General features: G+C 63.3%; 17 protein-coding genes, 1 tRNA gene and 1 riboswitch. Of the genes, 14 read left to right on the top strand and 4 right to left on the bottom strand.

The features are described from left to right. The first annotated feature begins 82 nt into the window (after nucleotides 1–82). The 7 genes from BN1120_RS02385 to cbl all read left to right on the top strand — a co-directional run bounded on the left by BN1120_RS02385 (nucleotide 83) and on the right by cbl (nucleotide 6297). Nucleotides 83–159: transfer RNA gene (locus tag BN1120_RS02385), tRNA-Asp, on the top strand. Between the two features lie 360 nt (nucleotides 160–519). Beyond that, nucleotides 520–1521 carry a sulfate ABC transporter substrate-binding protein gene (locus BN1120_RS02390; protein WP_042014565.1) on the top strand — a complete coding sequence of 334 codons (1002 nt, stop codon included), beginning with the start codon at nucleotides 520–522 and terminating at the stop codon, nucleotides 1519–1521. A 39-nt stretch (nucleotides 1522–1560) separates the two neighbouring features. Beyond that, a complete protein-coding gene (locus tag BN1120_RS02395) occupies nucleotides 1561–2136 on the top strand; it encodes an RBBP9/YdeN family alpha/beta hydrolase (protein ID WP_039039453.1) in 576 nt (191 codons plus the stop codon). 268 nt (nucleotides 2137–2404) lie between these two features. Next, entirely contained in the window at nucleotides 2405–3244 is an 840-nt protein-coding gene (gene cysT, locus BN1120_RS02400; protein WP_042014567.1) for a sulfate ABC transporter permease subunit CysT, read from the top strand. Next, a complete protein-coding gene (cysW, locus tag BN1120_RS02405; RefSeq protein WP_010672826.1) occupies nucleotides 3241–4134 on the top strand; it encodes a sulfate ABC transporter permease subunit CysW in 894 nt (297 codons plus the stop codon). Before cysT ends, cysW begins: the two co-directional genes overlap by 4 nt. Nucleotides 4135–4165: 31 nt before the next feature. Then, nucleotides 4166–5233, top strand: coding sequence for a sulfate/molybdate ABC transporter ATP-binding protein (locus BN1120_RS02410; protein ID WP_010672827.1), 1068 nt, complete (start codon nucleotides 4166–4168; stop codon nucleotides 5231–5233). A gap of 116 nt (nucleotides 5234–5349) precedes the next feature. Further along, nucleotides 5350–6297 (top strand): HTH-type transcriptional regulator Cbl, encoded by a 948-nt coding sequence (cbl, locus tag BN1120_RS02415; RefSeq protein ID WP_010672828.1) that lies wholly within the window; start codon nucleotides 5350–5352, stop codon nucleotides 6295–6297. A gap of 111 nt (nucleotides 6298–6408) precedes the next feature. Here the strand turns inward: cbl and gbpA are convergent, their stop codons facing one another. After that, the gene (gene gbpA, locus BN1120_RS02420; protein WP_042014569.1) at nucleotides 6409–7830 is read right to left on the bottom strand and encodes an N-acetylglucosamine-binding protein GbpA; all 1422 of its coding nucleotides are present in this window, start codon (nucleotides 7828–7830) and stop codon (nucleotides 6409–6411) included. A 60-nt stretch (nucleotides 7831–7890) separates the two neighbouring features. After that, nucleotides 7891–7976, bottom strand: a riboswitch (cyclic di-GMP riboswitch). Nucleotides 7977–8204: 228 nt separating this feature from the next. Then, a complete protein-coding gene (locus BN1120_RS02425; RefSeq protein WP_042014570.1) occupies nucleotides 8205–9884 on the bottom strand; it encodes a methyl-accepting chemotaxis protein in 1680 nt (559 codons plus the stop codon). Nucleotides 9885–10179: 295 nt separating this feature from the next. Between BN1120_RS02425 and BN1120_RS02430 the strand changes: the two genes are divergently transcribed. The 7 genes from BN1120_RS02430 to BN1120_RS02460 all read left to right on the top strand — a co-directional run bounded on the left by BN1120_RS02430 (nucleotide 10180) and on the right by BN1120_RS02460 (nucleotide 17057). After that, nucleotides 10180–12030, top strand: a complete 1851-nt coding sequence (locus BN1120_RS02430; protein ID WP_042014572.1) for a M3 family metallopeptidase — start codon at nucleotides 10180–10182, stop codon at nucleotides 12028–12030. A 401-nt stretch (nucleotides 12031–12431) separates the two neighbouring features. Continuing rightward, nucleotides 12432–12908 (top strand): L,D-transpeptidase family protein, encoded by a 477-nt coding sequence (locus BN1120_RS02435; RefSeq protein ID WP_029313677.1) that lies wholly within the window; start codon nucleotides 12432–12434, stop codon nucleotides 12906–12908. A 121-nt stretch (nucleotides 12909–13029) separates the two neighbouring features. Then, complete coding sequence (locus BN1120_RS02440) at nucleotides 13030–13743, top strand: AzlC family ABC transporter permease (RefSeq protein ID WP_042014575.1); 714 nt, start codon at nucleotides 13030–13032, stop codon at nucleotides 13741–13743. Nucleotides 13744–13745: 2 nt separating this feature from the next. Further along, nucleotides 13746–14081 (top strand): AzlD domain-containing protein, encoded by a 336-nt coding sequence (locus BN1120_RS02445; protein ID WP_042014576.1) that lies wholly within the window; start codon nucleotides 13746–13748, stop codon nucleotides 14079–14081. Between the two features lie 122 nt (nucleotides 14082–14203). Next, nucleotides 14204–15730, top strand: a complete 1527-nt coding sequence (locus tag BN1120_RS02450) for a YjjI family glycine radical enzyme (RefSeq protein WP_042014578.1) — start codon at nucleotides 14204–14206, stop codon at nucleotides 15728–15730. 37 nt (nucleotides 15731–15767) lie between these two features. Then, nucleotides 15768–16616, top strand: a complete 849-nt coding sequence (locus tag BN1120_RS02455) for a YjjW family glycine radical enzyme activase (RefSeq protein WP_042014609.1) — start codon at nucleotides 15768–15770, stop codon at nucleotides 16614–16616. A gap of 117 nt (nucleotides 16617–16733) precedes the next feature. Next, on the top strand, nucleotides 16734–17057 hold the full coding sequence (locus tag BN1120_RS02460) for a DUF1820 family protein (RefSeq protein ID WP_039039461.1): 324 nt from the start codon (nucleotides 16734–16736) through the stop codon (nucleotides 17055–17057). Between the two features lie 16 nt (nucleotides 17058–17073). Here BN1120_RS02460 and BN1120_RS02465 read toward each other — a convergent pair whose 3' ends face one another. Next, on the bottom strand, nucleotides 17074–18006 hold the full coding sequence (locus tag BN1120_RS02465; RefSeq protein WP_042014579.1) for a LysR family transcriptional regulator: 933 nt from the start codon (nucleotides 18004–18006) through the stop codon (nucleotides 17074–17076). 58 nt (nucleotides 18007–18064) lie between these two features. Then, a complete protein-coding gene (locus BN1120_RS02470) occupies nucleotides 18065–19261 on the bottom strand; it encodes an amino acid aminotransferase (protein WP_042014581.1) in 1197 nt (398 codons plus the stop codon). Nucleotides 19262–19438 lie beyond the last annotated feature (177 nt).

Consider the following 19438-nt stretch of genomic DNA (forward strand, 5'->3'; position numbering starts at 1 on the left):
GATGTGAAGAATCACATGACTGGCTGCGAGGATGACACCTCATAAGAAGCGGCAAATGATTTAGCGAAAGCTAACCGAATGCGGAGCGGTAGTTCAGTCGGTTAGAATACCGGCCTGTCACGCCGGGGGTCGCGGGTTCGAGTCCCGTCCGCTCCGCCACTAAATTGAAAGGCCTTCCCTGACGGGAAGGCCTTTTTGCTTTCTGGCGTCTGGATAAGAGCTCTGGGAACAAGAGGCAACCGACGGGTCTGCCGCCTGTTACTGACAACACGCCTCTTCCCCCCTGTGGTGCCTACGTGCCTGGCATTGTCCCTTTACCCAGGGCTTACCCTTCGCTCTGGTTTGCCTTTGCTCCTCCATCTTTTCCCAACCTGGCCAATCGGCCGGGCTTTGTCGTGTCTGGAGAGGACCATCGGGAGCTCATATGCGGATAAGAGATAAGCAAAGCGCTTTTTCTTTCTTCATGGAATATGCATAAGCGGGCATGCTGTACTCAACCCAACGATATGGAGTATCACCATGAAACTGCGAATGACCGCTCTCACCGCTCTCTCCCTGCTGGCTCTCGGTCAGGTCCAAGCCGCCGAGGTGCGGCTGCTGAATGTCTCCTATGACCCGACGCGGGAGCTGTTCCAGGAGTACAACAGTGCCTTTGCCAAGGAGTGGAAGGCCAAAACCGGCGACGATGTGGTGGTGAGCCAGTCACACGGTGGCTCAGGCAAACAGGCTCGTGCCGTGGTGGACGGACTGGAGGCTGACGTGGTCTCCCTGGCGCTGGCCTATGACGTGGATGCGGTGGCCAAGGCAGGTCTCACCGCCAGCGACTGGGAAGGGCGTTTGGCCAACAATGCCTCTCCCTATACCTCCACCATCGTCTTCCTGGTGCGCAAGGGGAATCCCAAGCAGATCAAGGATTGGGGCGACCTGGTGCGCAAGGATGTCGCCATCATCACCCCCAACCCAAAGACCTCCGGCGGTGCGCGCTGGAATTATCTGGCTGCCTGGGGCTATGCCCTGAAGAAAAGCGGCACTGAAGAGGGCGCCAAACAGTTTGTCAGCGATCTGTTCAAGAATGTGAAGGTGCTGGACTCCGGGGCACGTGGCGCCACCACCAGCTTCATCGAACGCGGGCTCGGGGATGTGTTGCTGGCCTGGGAAAATGAAGCGTTGCTGGTGCTCAATCAGCCGGGCACCAGCGACAAGTTCGAACTGGTGGTGCCCTCGGTCTCCATCCTGGCCGAGCCGCCGGTAGCCGTGGTGGACAAGGTAGCCAAGAAGCATGGTACCGAGGCCGTCTCCAAGGCTTACCTCGAGTATCTCTACTCTGACGAAGGGCAGCGCATCATCGCCAAATACCACTATCGTCCGAGCAATCCGGCGATCCTGAAGGAGACAGCGGCCCAGTTCCCCAACCTGACGCTCTTCACTGTCAAGGATCTGGAAGGAGATTGGGACAAGGCACAGAAGAAGCACTTCGCCCAGGGCGGATCGTTTGACCAGATTTACCAACCGGGCCGCTAAGAGACGCAGGCCCCTGTGACAACAGATAGGAGTACCACGATGAACAAGATCCTTCTGGTTCCCGGTCTGCACAACAGTGGGCCGGATCACTGGCAGAGCCGCTGGCACCAGCAATTTCCCCAGTGGCAGAGAATGATGGGTCTGCCCTGGGACAAGCCGGATCTCACGGTCTGGAGCGCCAAGCTGGCGAGCAAGCTCAGGAGCCGGCGCAGCCGGGTCCATCTGGTCGCCCACTCCTTCGGCGCTCTGACGGCCATCGCTGCCGCCAGACTGCAACCAGACAAGGTCTCCTCCATCTTCATCGTTGCCCCTGCCGATCCTGCCCGTTTCGGTATCCCGGATGAGGTGTTGGCGGGGTCCATCAAGGTCTCTGCCCAGTTGATCGCCAGCCGCAATGACCCCTGGATGAGTTTCGAGCGGGCAGAGTTCTGGAGCCGGCAGTGGCAGGTGCCCTTGTTCGATGCGGGGGAGGTGGGCCATATCAATGCCCAGTCCGGCCATGGGGAGTGGCACCAGGGGCTCGCTTTGCTCGGCACCCTATACCGCCGTGCCGAAATGGTGGTGGAGCCTGCTCCTGCCGAGTGGGGCAAGCAGGCTGCACTCAGTTTTCGATGAGGGCGCCTCGGATTGTCTCGGCACGATTTCCAGACAGGCTGGCAACTTGGCCAGCGTGACTGACTTTGCATGTTCCGGTTTTACCGCTCCGTCTTTTAGGTCTTTTATTTATATAAAAGACCTTTTTTTATGCTTATCGCTCTAAAAGCCTTGTTCCACCATTGTTAGATAAAAAAGTGCTTAGCAAAGGCGTTATTGGTGTTTGTTGTCCCTGGCCGCCGTGAGCAAAATCGTCACATCCAAAGTATTTATAACAAACGGATGTGTTATGCGATTAAGTTCTTATTCCGTCCTGCCAGGCCTGGGGACAACGCTGGGCTTCAGTCTGCTCTATCTGGGCATACTGGTGCTGCTGCCGCTCTCGGCACTGGTGCTGTTTGCGGTGAACAACCTGAGCGCCGCCGAGTTCTGGCAGGTGATCGGCTCCCCCCGGGTGCTCGCCTCCTTTCGCCTGAGCTTTGGCGCCGCCTTCATTGCCGCCCTGCTCAACAGTCTGTTCGGTCTGATACTGGCCTGGGTACTGGTGCGCTATACCTTCCCCGGCCGCAGACTGGTGGATACACTGATCGACCTGCCCTTTGCCATGCCGACTGCCGTCTCCGGCATCGCCCTGTGCGCCATCTTTGCCCCCAACGGCTGGATTGGCCAATGGGTCGCTCCGCTGGGCATCGAGCTTGCCTACAACCCCATAGGGGTAGTCATTGCCCTGACCTTTATCGGGCTGCCCTTTGTGGTGCGGACCCTGCAGCCGGTGCTGCGGGAAGCGGAGAGCGAGCAAGAGGAGGCGGCCGCGAGCCTGGGTGCCAACCGCTGGCAGACCTTCATCCGGGTACTGTGGCCGACCCTGGTACCTGCGCTGCTCACCGGTTTTGCCCTGGCGTTTGCTCGCGGCGTGGGGGAGTACGGCTCTGTCATCTTCATTGCCGGCAACCTCCCCATGGTGTCCGAGATTGCCCCCCTGATGATCATGAGTCACCTGGAGGAGTATGACTACGCCGGTGCATCGGCCATTGCGTCCGTCATGTTGCTCATTTCCTTTGTGCTGCTGTTGCTCATCAACAAGTTGCAAGCCTGGAGCTGGGCTCGCATCGGAGGAAGCCGTATATGAACGCCTCTACTGCACATCTCGATCAGGCCCAGGAGTCCGCTCCGGCCACCCCGGCGCGTCATCCCCCGGTGACCCATGAACCGGTCTGGGTCAAATGGCTGCTGGTCACCGTCGGTCTGGGCTGGTTTGCCGCCTTGCTGCTGTTGCCGCTGGCCACCGTCTTCATCCAGGCGCTGAGCCCGGGTCTGGCCTTCTTCTGGCACGCCATCAGCGAGCCGGATGCCCTGAGCGCCCTGGGGCTGACCGCCCTGGTGACGCTCTGCTCGGTGCCCCTGAACCTGCTGTTCGGGCTGGCCGCCGCCTGGGCCATCGCCCGGTTCCGCTTCCCTGGCCGGCAACTGCTTATCACCCTCATCGATCTGCCGTTCTCGGTCTCGCCGGTCATCGCGGGCTTGATGTTCGTGCTGCTGTTCGGCAGTCGCGGCTGGTTCGGCGAGTGGCTCAGCGAGCACGACATCAAGATCATTTTCGCTACCCCGGGGATCATCCTGGCGACCACCTTCATCACTGTGCCCTTCGTGGTACGCGAGCTGCTGCCCCAGATGGAGGCGCGGGGCCCGGAGGAAGAGGAGGCCGCCATCATGCTGGGGGCGAGCGGGTTGCAGATGTTCTGGCGGGTGACCCTGCCCGGCATTCGCTGGAGCCTGATGTATGGCCTGCTGCTCTGTACCGCCCGGGCGGTGGGGGAGTTTGGCGCTGTCTCCGTGGTTTCCGGCCACATTCGCGGCCAGACCAACACGCTGCCGCTGCACATCGAGATCCTTTACAACGAGTACCAGACCGGTGCCGCCTTCGCGGTGGCCAGCCTGCTGGCGCTGTTCGGGATCTTCACCCTGCTGGGTGAGACCCTGCTGGCCAGGCTGCGCGGCCAACCGACCCAGTCCCATTGATCCCGAATTAACGGTTATAGGAGAGGCATTCATGAGCATTCAGGTTCAAGGGCTCAACAAGCATTTCAATCAGTACGCGGCGCTGGCCGACATCAACCTCGATTTTCACGACGGTGAGCTGGTCGCCCTGCTCGGCCCCTCCGGCTGCGGCAAGACCACCTTGCTGCGGATCATCGCCGGGCTGGAGCAGGCGGACAGTGGCAGCGTCATCATCCGCGGCGAGGATGCCTCGGATCTCCATGTGCGCGAGCGCAACGTTGGCTTCGTGTTCCAGCACTACGCCCTGTTTCGCCACATGACGGTATTCGAGAACGTGGCCTTTGGCCTGAGGGTCAAGCCGCGCAGCGAACGCCCGGACGAGGCGGCCATCCGCACCCGGGTCAAGGAGCTGCTGGATCTGGTGCAGCTCAGCCACGTCGCGGCACGCTACCCGACCCAGCTCTCCGGTGGTCAGCGCCAGCGGGTCGCCCTGGCCCGGGCCCTGGCGGTGCAGCCCAAGGTGCTGCTGCTGGACGAGCCTTTCGGCGCCCTCGATGCCCAGGTGCGCAAGGAGCTGCGCCGCTGGCTGCGTGAGCTTCACGACGAGCTGCATGTCACCAGTCTGTTCGTGACCCACGATCAGGAAGAGGCCCTGGAGGTGGCGGATCGGGTGGTGCTGATGAACGCCGGCAAGGTAGAGCAGATTGGCACCCCTGCCGAAGTGTATGATCAGCCCGCCAGTGCCTTCGTGCACAGCTTCCTTGGCAGCGTAAACCTGTTTCGTGGCAGGGTGGCCGGGCAGGGGCTCGGCATCGGTGAACAGCAACTGGGTGGCCCCATCCCCTCCCATCTGGCAGAAGGGAGTGCGGCCATTGCCTATGTGCGCCCCCACGAGCTGGAGATCCTGCCCTCGGATGCCCCCGGTGGCATTCGCGCCACCATTACCCGCCTGCTGCCCATGGGGCCGCGCATCCGGGTGGAATTGCGTGGCGATGGGGAGACGGGAGGCGCCCACTACGAGGCCGAACTGAGCAAGGAGGCCGCCCGGGCTTTTGCTCCCGGCCAGGGGGTACGCCTGGTGGCCAGGCAGGCACAGCTCTATCCCGACTACCAGATCTGAGGGCAAGCCGCGAGGTGCGGCCCTCTTTCAGGCTTGCTGCCGGGCTATGATCCCGGCAATCCATAACAAGAGGACGGTGGCACGAGCCACCGCCACTCAGCGCAGGAGGCGATGAGGTGAACTTTCAGCAATTGCGAATCATTCGGGAGGCGGCACGACGGGATTACAATCTGACCGACGTGGCCAATGCCCTCTTTACTTCCCAGTCCGGGGTCAGCCGCCACATTCGCGAGTTGGAGGAGGAGCTGGGGCTCGCCCTTTTCATTCGCTATGGCAAGCGTCTGCTCGGTATGACCGAGCCGGGCAAGGAGTTGCTGGTGATCGCCGAGCGTATCCTGGGGGATGCCGACAACATCCGCAAACTGGCGAGCACCTTTGCCAATCGCGACTCGGGCCGGCTGCTCATCGCGACCACTCATACCCAGGCCCGTTATGCCCTGCCGAGGGTAGTGAAGGCGTTTCGGGAGCAATTTCCCCTGGTACAGCTGGAGCTGCGTCAGGGGAGCCCGGAGGAGATAGTGCGGTTGGTGCAGACCGGCGAGGTGGACATCGGCATCAGCAGCGAGCAGCTCGACAAGAGCGAAGGGGTGGTGGCCTTTCCCTACTACCGCTGGCACCACAATATCGTCGTGCCGGAGCAGCACCCCCTCACCGCCGAGCGGGAGCTGACCCTGGCCGCTCTGGCCCACTGGCCCATCGTCACCTATCAGGCCGGCCTCACCGGTCGGGCACGGGTGGATGATGCCTTTGCCGAGGCGGGCATAGTGCCGCAGATCCTGCTGACCGCCCAGGACTCCGACGTCATCAAGACCTATGTCGAGTTGGAGATGGGGGTGGGCATACTGGCGGACATGGCGTTCGATTCCCAGCGGGACAAGGGACTGGTGCAACTGGACGGCAGTCGGTTGTTTGCGCCGCACACCGCCTGGATCGGCCTCAAGCAGGGGCAGTTCCAGCACAACTTTGCCTGGCAGTTCATCCAGCTCTGCAACCCCGAGCTGGCGCTGGCGGAGATCCAGGCCCGCGCCATGAGCAACGAGCCCCTGCTCGATTACCAGATTTGAACCGAGGGGTGGATGAAAAACGGGGAGCCATGGGCTCCCCGTTTGTTTGATGTTGACCTGATCTGGCACGGGAAACGCCGAGCGGGTTCTCGCCAGGTCGGAGACGTCCCATCACTGCGCTGTCCAGGCCTCCTGCCAGTGGGAGCCTACGCCCGGTTCATACTGGGTGGCCGTGCTCGCCCACTGGCTGCACCAGCCGCTGTAGGGGAAGGGTTTGCACTGATAGACCTTGCCGTTTTTCGGCTGCAGCACCCGGGTTCCGGCGGTGTAGGACTTGAGGCCGTCCGGGAAGGTGAACTGGTAATCGCCCCCGCTTGCCGGATCCTTGAACATGAGGTCCAGGGTCTGCTGCACCGCGTCACCACCGGCCTTGGGTTTGCCCTCGATCACCAGCTGATGGTGGCCCGCACTCAAGCCGGTCAGCGCCATGGAGAAACTCTGGCTGCCGTCCTTGATGTCGGCACTGCTCTGTCCCCTGGCGACACCGCCGTGGTCATAGAGGGTGTTGGTGATGGCGAGATCCCCCTGGGCCGTGACGGTGAAAGTCAGGGTGAGCTTGCCGTTGTCGAGGGGGTAGTCGCTCGCCAGACCGCTCACGCTGATCCCGTTCTCAACCGGGGGCTGCTGTTGCTCAAGCTGGATCTCGACCCGTTGCAGGTTGCTGCCAGCCTTGAGGTAGACCGGGTTCTGGCCATAGACGGGGTTGAACTGGCCGTCTGTACCTTGCTGGCCTGCACGGATCTGGCTCTGCTCGGCGTTGATCTTGCTCGCCAGGGCGTGGGCCCAGTTGTTCTTCTGGCCCTGCCCGGCGCTGGCGATAATCAGCTCGGTCTGGAGATCGGTGCGCTCGCCATTGGCATCGAACACCCGGGTTCTGGCTTTGTCACCCGCCACCAGGTCGATGGAGGGGTAGATGGTCCCTCCCTGGCTCCAGGTCAGCGGTGGCTGGGTGCCATCCTTGAACCGGGCGTCGATCAGGTTGTAGAAGCTGTTGGCGGTATCTCCTACCTCCCACACCCCGAGAATGACCTGATAACCTGTACGCGGGGGCAGGGTGCACTGATGGGTCACCTGTTTGGGGGGCTGCACCATGTTGCCCTCGATGACGCAGAAGGGATTGAGATCGAACGCATCCCGGGTGAGGGGCTGGTTCGGGTTCCAGTCCTGCTTGGTGAGGTAGTAGCGCCAGTTGCGGGTCACGTGGTTGGCAGTGAAGGTCCAGCTGATGGCGAAGGGACCGGCCTGCACCTCACGCTTGGTCCAGCGATCGAGGGTCTGGGTGTTGAGCTCGCCGAATTGGGGGTGACCGGCCGAGGCTATCTGGCCGTCGGCGGGGCCGCCATCGGGGAAGCCGGAGGGGGCTTCCAGGCTCTGGGGTTCCCACTGGATGGCGCCACACTGGCTGTTGCCCCCTGTCTTGCACAGGTAGTTGCGCCCTTCGGGCTGGCTGATGTAGCCGTGAGCGAGTACGCCGCCACTGGCCAGCAGCGCCAGCGCTGCCGCGAGATGGGTGAGTCGGATATTTGCTGCCATACATTCCTCTGTTCGGTGATGTGGGCAGTCACGTTGGCAGGGGAGTTCCCCGAAACACGGTGCTGCAACCCCGCTATCCTGGACAGCTTGTCTTTAGACCGGAGGCTTTGCGTCCTGGCCTTTCAACCAGTTTGCCAAATGACTACAGAAAGGATCATGGTGCCGCCTGTGGCGACCACTCATCATGACTATATTTTGTTAAAAAATTAAGTGTAAAAATTGACAGTGCCATCTCATCGGAGCAGCGCATCAGCGGCAGATCGCTCCCTCGGGATCTGCGCGCTGGTTCAGTGCGAGAGGGTGGCCCGGGAGAGGCTCCCGTGGCCATGACAGGAAGGGGCACCTGCAAGCCTGGCAGGGGCTCACGGGGCCACTCAGTGGCGGGGTTGCATGCCTGCTCGGGAAGAGGACGCCTGGGTCGGTCGCATCATCCTGTCCTGGGCTTGGGCGTTGTCCAGCTTGAACACCGCCAGTCGCTCGTCGAGGCTTCGGGAGAGACCGGCCAGCAGTTCGCTCTCCTGGGCCAGCTGGGAGGCCGCCTGGGACATCTCTAGCGCCGAGTCGTTGATGCCGCTGACGTTGCGGTTCATGTCTTCCGCCACCATGCTCTGCTGCTCCGCCGCCGTGGCGATCTGGGTCGCCATGTCACTCACGTGCTGGATGTGATTGACGATGAGGGAGAGATCCTGCCCCGCCTTCTCGGACTGGTTGACGCTGCTCTCCGCCAGCTTGCGGCTGGCGTCCATGGCGTTGGCGGCGGTGACAGCCCGTTGCTGCAACTGGGTGATGGTACTCTGGATCTCCTCGGTGGAGTGGCGGGTGCGACTGGCCAGCTGGCGCACCTCGTCGGCCACCACGGCGAAGCCACGGCCCTGCTCGCCGGCCCGGGCCGCCTCGATGGCGGCGTTGAGGGCCAGCAGGTTGGTCTGCTCCGAGATGGCGCTGATGACTGCAGTCACCTCGCTTATCTGCATCACTCCCTCCTTGAGCTGGTTGACCTGCGAGGTGGCCTGATCCACCTCGGTGGCCAGCGCCTGGATGCCGTGCACGCTGGCATGGACATCCTGGTTGCCGAGCCCGGCCTCGCTGGTGGCATCCTGGGTGTCGCGGGCCGTATTCTCTGCGTGACCCGCCACGTCGGCGATGGTGGCGCTCATCTCGTTCATGGCGGTGGCGAGCTGGGCGAGCTGATCCCGCTGACTGTTGACCGCCTGGTTGGTCTGTTCGGCGGAGGCGGCGATGCGCAGGGCGGCATCCGCCACGTTGCGGGCCCCCTGGCTCGCCTCCAGCAGGGCGCGGCGGATGGCATCCAGCCCCTGGTTGGTGGAGCTGGCGACGGCGCCGAGCTCATCCCTGCCCAGCACCGGGATGCTGACCACCAGATCGCCGGCCGCGACCCGGGCCATGGCCTTGTTGATCTCGGCCAGGGGATTGACGATGGAGCGGCTGATGGCGATTCCCAGCAGCCCCATCAACAGGATCACCAGCAAGGTGGCGCCACCCATCCACTCATATTGGGACCACATGGTGGCCTCAATGTCCTGCAACAACACACCGGAGCCCAGGATCCAGCCCCAGGGCTGGTAGCCCGTCACCAGCGACATCTTCTGGGCCGCCTCGCCGGACGGGGAGACCCACTGATACTCCAGCCTGCCCTGGTGGCCGCCCTTGCCGAGATCCACCATGTGCTGCCAGTGGGACTCGGCAGGGTTGTTGCCCATCTGCTGGCCGACCAGCTCGGGTTTGGCGGGATGCACCACCACCCGACGATCTTCATCCAGCACGAACAGGTAGTTGTCCCCGTCAAAGCGCATGCTGTCGAGCATGGCCTTGGCCTGTGCCTTGGCCTGCTCCGGGGGGAGGGTGGCGGCCAGGGCCTGGATCCGGCTCATGGCCAGGTCCAGCACCGCCTGCAGCCTGGCTTCCCGTTCACTCATCAGATTGCGGTGCAGGGCACTGGCCGAGATGAGCAGCAGTGCGATGAAGCCGACCAGGGCCAGTGAGAGCAGCAGCATCAGTTTGCGACTCACGGCAATATCACCGAGCTTGAACATAGTCTTATCCTTACTTTCCCATGCGGGTCTGATTGTGGCCGTTCTAGCGGCCGGACCTGATTATTGTTGTTTTTAACATTCCATTAACTTTCAATGGGTTGCGATGAAAAACAGCCAATTGAGCAGTTTGACAACCAGTATAGCCAGCAGACAGAAACCCTCGCTTTTGATAGCGTGATGGCGCGCATCCCGGCGCACAATTTGTCTGCTCCATTTGCAAGAAGTGTGAATGGGTTGGCATTTCACCAAAAAGGAGTGGGCGCCCCCGTGGTTGCCCCATAACAAGAGGGAAGTTATGAGTTCCATTGCCAGGAATTATCTCAACCAGCTCAATGCCGATTACCTGCAGGTGCACAGACGCAAGGAGGACCTGTTCTGGTCCACCTACATGGGCACCAGCGACGATCAGGCAGGCTTCACCGCGGCCGAACAGGCCTACAAGGCGTTCTGTGCCGATCCTGCCCGCCTGCCCGTGCTGCGGGAGATGCATGCCCAGGCCGAAGAGGCGGATCTCAGGCGCGGCCTGGGGGGCTGGATCGCCTTCTTCGAGTGCAACGTCATCGAAGATCCCGCTGCCTCCGCCCTGATGGACGAGCTGGTGGCCGCCGAGGCGGATCTCTTCGCCCGTCGCAAGGGGCTGAAGCTGACCTTGCTGGATGAGCAGGGCCGCCAGGTGCCCGGCAGTCTGCCCGCCGCCAGCACGGCGCTGGCCGCCAGCAGCGACGAGGCGGTGCGCCAGAGCGCGCTCGCCATGTTCCACACCCTGGAGCAGTGGGTGGTCGACAACGGCTATCTTGACATCGTCGCGCTGCGCAACCGCTTCGCCCGTGCCATGGGCTATCGCGACTACTTCGATTACAAGGTGCACAAGAACGAGCAGATGAGCCCGGAGCAGCTGTTTGCCATTCTTGACGACTTCATCGCCCGTACCGATGCCCGCTTGCACCAGAGTCTGGCGGAGCTGAAAGCGGCCAAGGGGGAAGCAGCCCTGCTGCCCCAGAACCTGCGCTACAGCGTGAGCGGTGACGTGACCCGCCAGCTCGACCCTTACGTGCCCTTCTCCCGGGCGCTGAAGGATTGGGTCGAGAGCTTCCGCCGCCTTGGCATCCAGTATCGCGGTGCCACCCTCACCCTGGATCTGCTGACCCGGGAGGGAAAATACGAGAACGGCTTCTGCCACGGCCCGGTGCCGAGCTTCTGGCAGGAGGGGGAGTGGGTGCCGGCGGTGGTCAACTTCACCAGCCTGGCCAATCCGGCTCAGGTGGGCAGCGGCTGGAGCGGGCTCAACACCCTGTTCCACGAGGGCGGCCACGCGGCGCACTTTGCCAACGTCACCGGCAACGCCCCCTGCTTCTCCCAGGAGTTCCCGCCCACCTCCATGGCCTATGCCGAGACCCAGTCCATGTTCTGCGACAGCCTGCTGGACGATGCGGACTGGCTCAAGCGCTATGCCAGAAACGCGGCGGGAGAACCCATCCCCGATGCGCTTATCCAGGCCATGATTGAAGCGCGCCAGCCATTTCGCGCCTTCAACGAGCGCCAGATTGCGCTGGTGGCCTACTTCGAGCGGGATCTCTACGCCATGGCAGAGAGCGAGCGCACCCCGGCCGCCGTGCTGGCCCTGGCCCGCAAGTGGGAGCGCAAGATCCTGGGGGTGGAGAGCCCGCGCCCGCTGCTGGCCATCCCGCACCTTCTGAACCAGGAGTCGGCCTGCGCCTATCACGGCTATCTGCTGGCGCTGATGGCAGTGGAGCAGACCCGCGCCTACTTCTTGAAACGCGACGGCTACCTCACCGACAACCCGCGCATCGGACCGGATCTGGCCGCCCACTACTGGGGACCGGGCAACGGCATGACCCATGACGAGACGCTGCAGAGCCTCACCGGCGAGGGTTTCAGTGCGGTGCCGCTGGCAGAGGCGTGCAACCGGAGTGCCGCCGAGGCGTGGCAACAGGCACAGACGTGCATGGCGGCGGCGCGGCAGCGCCCACCGGCAGGGGAGGGGACGCCCCTCGACGCCCATATCCGGGTGGTGCACGGGGCCGAGCTCATCGCCGACAACAGCGAGTCCGAGGCGCGCATGCTGGCAGAGTTCGAGGCCTGGATCCGGCGCCTTGAGGCCGCCGAACCAGTGACCCTGACCTGAGCCCGGTATCGCACCGTCAAAAGAGCCCCATAAGGGGCTCTTTTTTGTGCGTTGAGATGGGCTGACCCCATGGTGCCAGCCGGGGATTGGCGGGTGGACAGGCTTGAGTGTCCCTGGCGGCGGCGCTGCCCGCTGGTTTTTCTTCCTGCGCCATCTTCCAGGCCTTGATGACCTGCGTTGAGGTGCCTGGTTGCAGGCAAGAGACGACGCCCAGCCCTTGGCAGGGCCTCTGCATGGCGGGTTGACGGCCATTTCCCCCTGCTGGCCACAGATATGTTTTTCCCGATATATTGAGTATTCACGGCGATCCCATATCATGGCGCTCGCTCGCCACCAGAGAGTGGCGACATTCAGATGATTTGCTAACAAGAGAGCCCAGAAGGCTCGCAGAGGGATGGATAGTGAGAGCCGTATTGCTGTGTTTGCTGGGGCTGTGGCCCGCGTTGAGTTTTGCCACTCTGTCCGCCGATATGGTGGTGGTGAAGAAGTCGAGTTACAGCCTGACCCTGATGAAGGATGGCAAGGAAGTGAAGCGCTACTGGATTGCCCTGGGCCCGGCTCCCAAAGGACACAAGCAGCGTGAGGGGGATCAGCGTACCCCGGAAGGTCGCTATACCCTGGACTACAAGAAGAGCAACTCCGGTTTCTACAAGGCCATTCACATCAACTACCCGAATCTGGACGACATCAAGCGCGCCAACGAGCTGGGTGTGAACCCGGGCGGCATGATCATGATCCACGGCCAGCGCAACAGCCTGGGGGATCGCAGGGTGCAGCCGTCCAACTGGACCAATGGCTGCATTGCGGTGCTGAACCACGAGATGGACGAGATCTGGAACGCCATCGAGCCAGGCACCCCCATCATCATCGAGCCCTGATCCCGCCTGCCAACGCCCGCTCTCATGCGGGCGTTGCATTTGTCGCAGACCATGACGTGACACAGCCTCCTGCGCCGTGCTAGTTTTTCCGGTTCGCATTGGCTGTGACAAGGATGATCCCATGATGTTGGAAACCCGCCTCCCTGCGCCCGAGCGCACGGGGGCGCTCTGGTGGCGTGCCACCCTGGATATGCTCCCGCTCTCCATTTCCGTCATCCCTTGGGGAATACTGTGTGGCGCCCTGGCGCTTCAGGCGGGTATGAGCCCGCTCCAGGCACAGCTGATGTCGCTGCTGGTCTATGCGGGGGCGGCCCAGCTCTCGGCCACCACCCTGTTCGGGGCGGGGACGCCGCTGCTGCCCATCATGGGCTCCACCATAGTGATCACCTCCCAGCATCTGCTCTATGGCTTCACCTTCCGCCGAGACGTGCTGCCGCTCTCCCTGCGCTGGCGGGCCAGTCTCGCCTTCTTCCTGACCGACGAGATGTTTGCGGTGGCGCTGAAAGAGAGGGAGCGCAGCGGCGCCTTCAATCCCGCCTATGCGCTCATCGCGGGCTTTGTCTTCTATCTGTTCTGGAACCTGGCGACCCTGCTCGGCATCGCCGCCGGCCAGTACATTGACGGGCTGGACAAGATGGGGCTGGATTTTGCCATCGCCGCCACCTTTATCGCCATGACGCTCCCCGCCATGAAGAACCTGCCCATGGTGGCGGCCACCCTGGTGAGCGGCGGGACGGCGCTCGTCACCAAGCCGCTGCTGGCGGAGATCCACATCATCGTCTCGGCCCTGGCCGGCATGGTGGTGGGCTATGTGCTGCACCGGATGAGGAGGTGATCATGGGCTGGCTGATGATAGGGCTGCTGGCCCTGATCACTTTCTTCAACCGTTTTGCCTTCTTCTCGCGGTTGACCCGCTATCAGCCGGGGGCCGAGATGGGGGCTTTCCTCAGCTTCTCGGCCCAGTCGGTGCTGACCGCCATCTGGCTGCCCATCGTCTTCAGCTATGAGCCCGGCCACGGGCTGGACTGGGATCCGGACTACCTGGCCGCCACCCTGCTGGTGACGGTGTTGACCTTGCTGCGCCTGCCTACCCTGGTGGTGGTGGTCGTCGGCATGGGGGCCTTCTTCCTGCTGCGCTGGCTGGGGGGCGTGGCCCTGTTCTGGCCCTGGTGAAGGGCGTGCCGTGATCCGGCATGGCGGATGTCTTGATGGGATATCCGCCTTGTTGGGAATGTCACTTCAAAAAAGGCCTCTCAAGTGTGAGGATTTTGGCTCCACCCGCCACGGAGTGAACCATGTCCTTCACCGAAACCTGCCAGCGCATCGTGCGCGACCCTCTGCTCTCACCGGCCCAGAAGAATCGGGCCCTGGCGCTCGCCGCCGAAAACGCGTTGCCTTACCCCGAGTTGCCTGCCGCCGTGCAGGATGCAATGGCACAAGGGATGCTGTGCGACATGTTCGAGGGGCACGCCCCCTACAAGCCGCGCTATGTGCTGCCGGACTACGAGAAGTTCCTGACCCAGGGCTCAGCCTGGCTGGAGCTGGCAGCGCCGCGGGATTTCGATGAAGCGCTCGATGCCCTGCGCATCCTCTATCACCACGTTCCTTCCGTCACCGGCATGCCGGTCTGGCTGGGACGGCTCGATCACCTGCTGCTCCCCTTTGTCGACGAGCTGGATGACGAGACTCTCTACCGCAAGCTGAAAGGGTTCTGGATCTATCTGGACCGGGTGCTGCCGGACGCCTTCATGCACGTCAACATCGGCCCCGATGACAACCGGATCTGCCGCCTGATCCTGCGCATCGACAACGAGCTCAAGCAGGTGGCCCCCAACCTCACCTTCTTCCACGATCCGGAGCAGACTCCCGACGATCTGCTGCTGCTGGCGGTGAAGAATATCGCCGAGTGCAGCAAGCCGCACATCGCCAACTACCCGATCCATCGCGATACCTTCGACCAGCGTGGTTTTGGCATCGTCAGCTGCTACAACTCCCTGCCGCAGGCCGGTGGTGCCAACACCCTGGTGCGCATCTCCCTCAAGCGGGTCGCCGAGCAGGCACAGGGGATCGATGACTTCCTCGGTTGTCTGCTGCCCCACTACTGCCGCCTCACGTCCCAGCTGATCGCGGTGCGCGCCGCCTTCCTGCACGAGGAGTCCGGTTTCTTCGATAGCTTCCTGATCAAGGAGGGGCTGCTGGATGAGGAGCGCTTCGTCCCCATGTTCGGCATCTACGGCATGGCGGAAGCGGTCAACATCCTGATGGATAAAGAGAATCTGCCGGGCCGCTACGGTCACGACGAAGAGGCGAACCAGCTTGGCTATCGCATCTCGGCCCAGCTTTCGGAATATGTTACTGCGACGCCGCAGGCCCATGCCTGGGGTGGGCACGCTCTGCTGCACTCACAGGGCGGCCTCAGCATCGATGTGGCGGTGACCCCGGGGGTACGCATTCCCTACGGGCAGGAGCCGGATCCGGCCAGCCATGTGCTGGCGCTGGCGCCGCACCACGGCTACTACCACTCGGGGATCAGCGAGATCCTGACTCTGGAGCCCACCATCCGCCAGAATCCGCAGGCGCTGCTGCAGCTCTGCAAGGGGGCGCTCGCCATCGGCATGCGCGAGTTCACCGCCAACGTGGCCGACAGCGATCTGGTTCGGGTGACCGGCTACATGATCCGCAAGAGCGACGTGGCCCGCTTCGCGGCAGAAGGCTCGCGGCTGCAGACCACCAGCCTCGGCGCCGAGGCGAGCGAGCTGACCGGGATCCGCCAGCGGGCACCGCGGGTGGTGGCTATCGAGACCCTCTTGAATGAGCACTGAGAACGGCAGGCAGAAGGGGGCCGAGCTCAGGGCGACGGTGAGCCGCTGGCTGCCCTTCTCCTGCGTGGACGGCCCCGGCAACCGGCTGGTGCTGTTTTTACAGGGCTGCAACTTCCGCTGCCCCGGCTGCCACAACCCCCACGCCATGGGGTTGTGCGATCACTGCGGTGACTGCGTGCCCGGTTGCCCGGGCGGAGCCCTGGCGATGCAGGAGGGGCGGGTGAGCTGGCAAGCCGAGCTCTGTACCCACTGCGACCGTTGCCTCGATGTCTGCCCTCGCCACGCCAGCCCCAAGACGCGCCAGATGTCGGTGGCAGAGGTGCTGGCCCTGCTGCGTCGCTATGGCCCGCTGCTCACCGGCGTCACCGTCTCTGGCGGGGAAGCTACCATCCAGCTGCCCTTCGTGATCGCCCTGTTCACGGCCATCAAGGCTGCGCCGGATCTGGCCCGTCTCACCTGCCTGCTCGACAGCAATGGATCCCTGGGGGAAACGGGTTGGCAGCGGCTGCTGCCGGTGCTGGACGGCGCCATGATAGACCTCAAGGGGTGGCGCGAGCCTGTGCATCTGGCCCTGACCGGGCGGGGCCGCGAGCGGGTGCTGGCGTCGCTGCAACTGCTGGCGCAGGCGGGCAAGCTGGCGGAGGTGCGGCTGTTGCTGGTGCCGGGGCGGAGCGATTTTCTCGATGCCACCGGCGCGCTGCAGGAGGCGTTGACGACCTTCTTGCTGTCGCTGGGACCCGTACCCATCCGCCTCAACGGTTTTCGCCACCACGGGGTGCGAGGGGAGGCGCTGTCATGGCCAGAAGCCGGGTCGGCTGACCTGACAGTGCTTGCCAACGCATTGAAGGACAAGGGGTTTGGGGCCGTGATGCTGCCTGCGATCTGAGCTCTGCGGCACGTCGGGATGCTGAGACCCGATATGACGCAACTGTGAACTCTGTCTATAGGGGCTGTCCGAGGGGACGGCTAGAATGGGTAAACCGTCCATCACCAACAGATACCCATGAGTGAATCCAACGCCCTTTATCGAGTGCAGTTCATTTGTCACAGCGAGCGTTACGAAGTCTATGTAAGAGAGGTGAATCAGGGCCAGCTGTTCGGCTTCATCGAGATCGCCCACTTCGTGTGGGACACCCACACGGCGCTCATCGTCGACCCCAGCCACGAGAAGCTGAAGAGCGAATTTGCCGACGTCACCCGCACCCTTATTCCCATGCACCACGTGCTGCGGGTCGATCAGGTGCGCAAGCAGGGGGCCGCCCGCATCACCGAACTGGGCAACAACGTCACCTCTTTCCCAGGCCCCATCTACACCAAGAAGCCCTGAGTCCTGCCGCCAGGCATCATTGTGGGGCGTCCAGCTCCCGGGCCAGTTGCAGGATGCGCTGACGGAACCAGCGCAGGGCGGGATCTTCCCCCAGGGGGCCATACCACACCAGGCTGTGGGTCACGGCGCCGTAATCGAAGGGAACGGGGCGGCTCACCAGCCCCTGGGTACAAGCCCGGGTAGCCCAGCCCTTCACGGCCGTGAGAATGAGATCGCTCTGGCGCAGCAGGGCGGCGGCACTGCCAAAATCGGGCAGGGTGGCCCCCAGTCTGCGCCGTACCTGGCGCTGGGCCAGACTCTGCTCGAAGAAGGGGTCGGCCAGCTCCTGATCGCGAATGGCGATATGGCGCCAGCTCAGGTAGGCATCGAGATCCCAGGGGCGCGTCAACGCCGGATGATCCGCGCGCATCAGGCAGACCAGCTCGTCCTCCCGCAAGGTTTCCCAGACGAGGCCGGGCTGATTGACCCCGGGCTGGCTCTGATCGTGGGGCAGGATCACGAAGTCGAGCTTGCCCGCCGCCAGAGCAGCCAGTCCCTGCTCGTCCTTGTTACGCACGACGGGCATCAGCCCCGGCACCTCCTGCATCAACTGACCCAGTACGGCTCCCATGGGCCAGATCATGCTGCTCTCCCGCATCGCCAGGTTCAGCTCCCCCTGCCAGTTGGCAGGGGCAAATCCTTCCTGGCTGGTGAGGCCGTTGAGCTCCCCCAGCAGGCGGCGCAGCGTCGGGCCGAGGCGCTCGGCAAACGGGGTCAGCAGCAACTGGTTGCCCTGGCGGTAGAGCAGTTGATCCCCCAGCAGTTCGCGCAACTGGTTGAGGGTCTTGCTGACGGTGGAGGGGGTGGTGCAGAGGCGCTCGGCGCTGCGGGTGACACTGCGGGTGTCGAGCAGCAGATGCAGGGTCACCAGGTGGCGACCGCCGAGGCGGGAGAGGGCAATGAGATCCATCACGGTTCCACGGGCAAGGGGACAAACGAAAAGCCCCGCCTGAGCGGGGCTTGCGGGCTTAGCCCTGGAGCACAGCGGCCATGGCGTCGGCCACGTAGTCGACGTTGCGGCTGTTGAGGCCCGCCACGCACATGCGGCCGGAGCGCACCAGATAGACGGCGAACTCTTCGCGCAGTCTGTCCACCTGCTCCGGCGTGAAGCCGGTGTAGCTGAACATGCCGCGCTGGTTGATGAAGTAGCCAAAATCGCGGCCCGGCACCTTGGCACTCAGCACCTCGAACAGCTTCTGGCGCATGGCCTTGATGCGGGTGCGCATCTCGGTCACCTCACCGACCCACATGGCGTGCAGTTCGGGCTGGCTCATCACCGCCGCGGTGATCTGGCCACCGTGAGTGGGGGGGCTTGAGTAGTTGCGGCGCACGGTGGCCTTCATCTGGCCCAGCACCCGGCTCGCCTCTTCGGCATCCTGGCAGATGACCGACAGGCCGCCGCAGCGCTCGCCGTAGAAGGAGAGGTTCTTGGAGAAGGAGTTGCTGACGAAGAAGCTGACACCGGCGGCCACCATGGCGCGGATGGCATAGGCATCCTCTTCCAGCCCGTCACCGAAGCCCTGATAGGCGATGTCCATGAAGGGGATCAGGTTCTTCTCGACCACCAGGGAGATCACCTGGTCCCACTGGGCACGGGAGAGATCCACCCCGGTCGGGTTGTGGCAGCAGGGGTGCAGCAGCACGATGCTTTTCGCAGGCAGGCTGCTCAGGCAGTCGATCATGGCGTCGAACTGCACGCCGCCGGTGGCCGCATCGTAATAGGGGTAGTCGTGCACCTTGATGCCGGCCCCCTCGAACATCGCCTTGTGGTTGTCCCAGGTGGGATTGCTGACCCACACCTCGGAGGTCGGGAAGTAGCGCTTGAGCAGATCGGCACCGATCTTCAGGGCGCCGGAGCCACCGATGGTCTGGATGGTGGCGATGCGGCCCGCCTTGACCGCTTCGTGCTCGGCGCCAAACAGCAGGTGCTGCACCGCGGTGCGGTAGTTGGCGGCGCCTTCCATCGGCTGGTAGGGGCGCGGGGCCGGGGCGGCGGCGCGCTGCGCTTCGGCCTGCTGCACCGACGGCAGTAGCGGAATGCGGCCCTGCTCGTCGTAATAGAGGCCAATCCCCAGGTTCACCTTCTGCTCGCGGGTATCTTTGTGGAAGGTCTCGACTAGCGTCAGTATGGGGTCGCCAGCATAGGCATCGACGTGTTCAAACATGGGGGGTCCTTGAAGTTGACTGTCCAATTCGGCCGGCCATCAGCCGGGCCGATATGATGGCGCAATCCAGAGGTGGCCTCAAGTTGTTCGAGATGGCGACAGGGCTGACAAAGTCTGTCGCAGTGGTGAATGCGGGGCCCTTGCCAGGATCCTGCATCCCGTCTGCACGTTCCCCCC

It is taken from the genome of Aeromonas caviae, assembly GCF_000819785.1.
In the GTDB taxonomy this organism is placed as follows: Bacteria; Pseudomonadota; Gammaproteobacteria; order Enterobacterales; family Aeromonadaceae; genus Aeromonas; species Aeromonas caviae.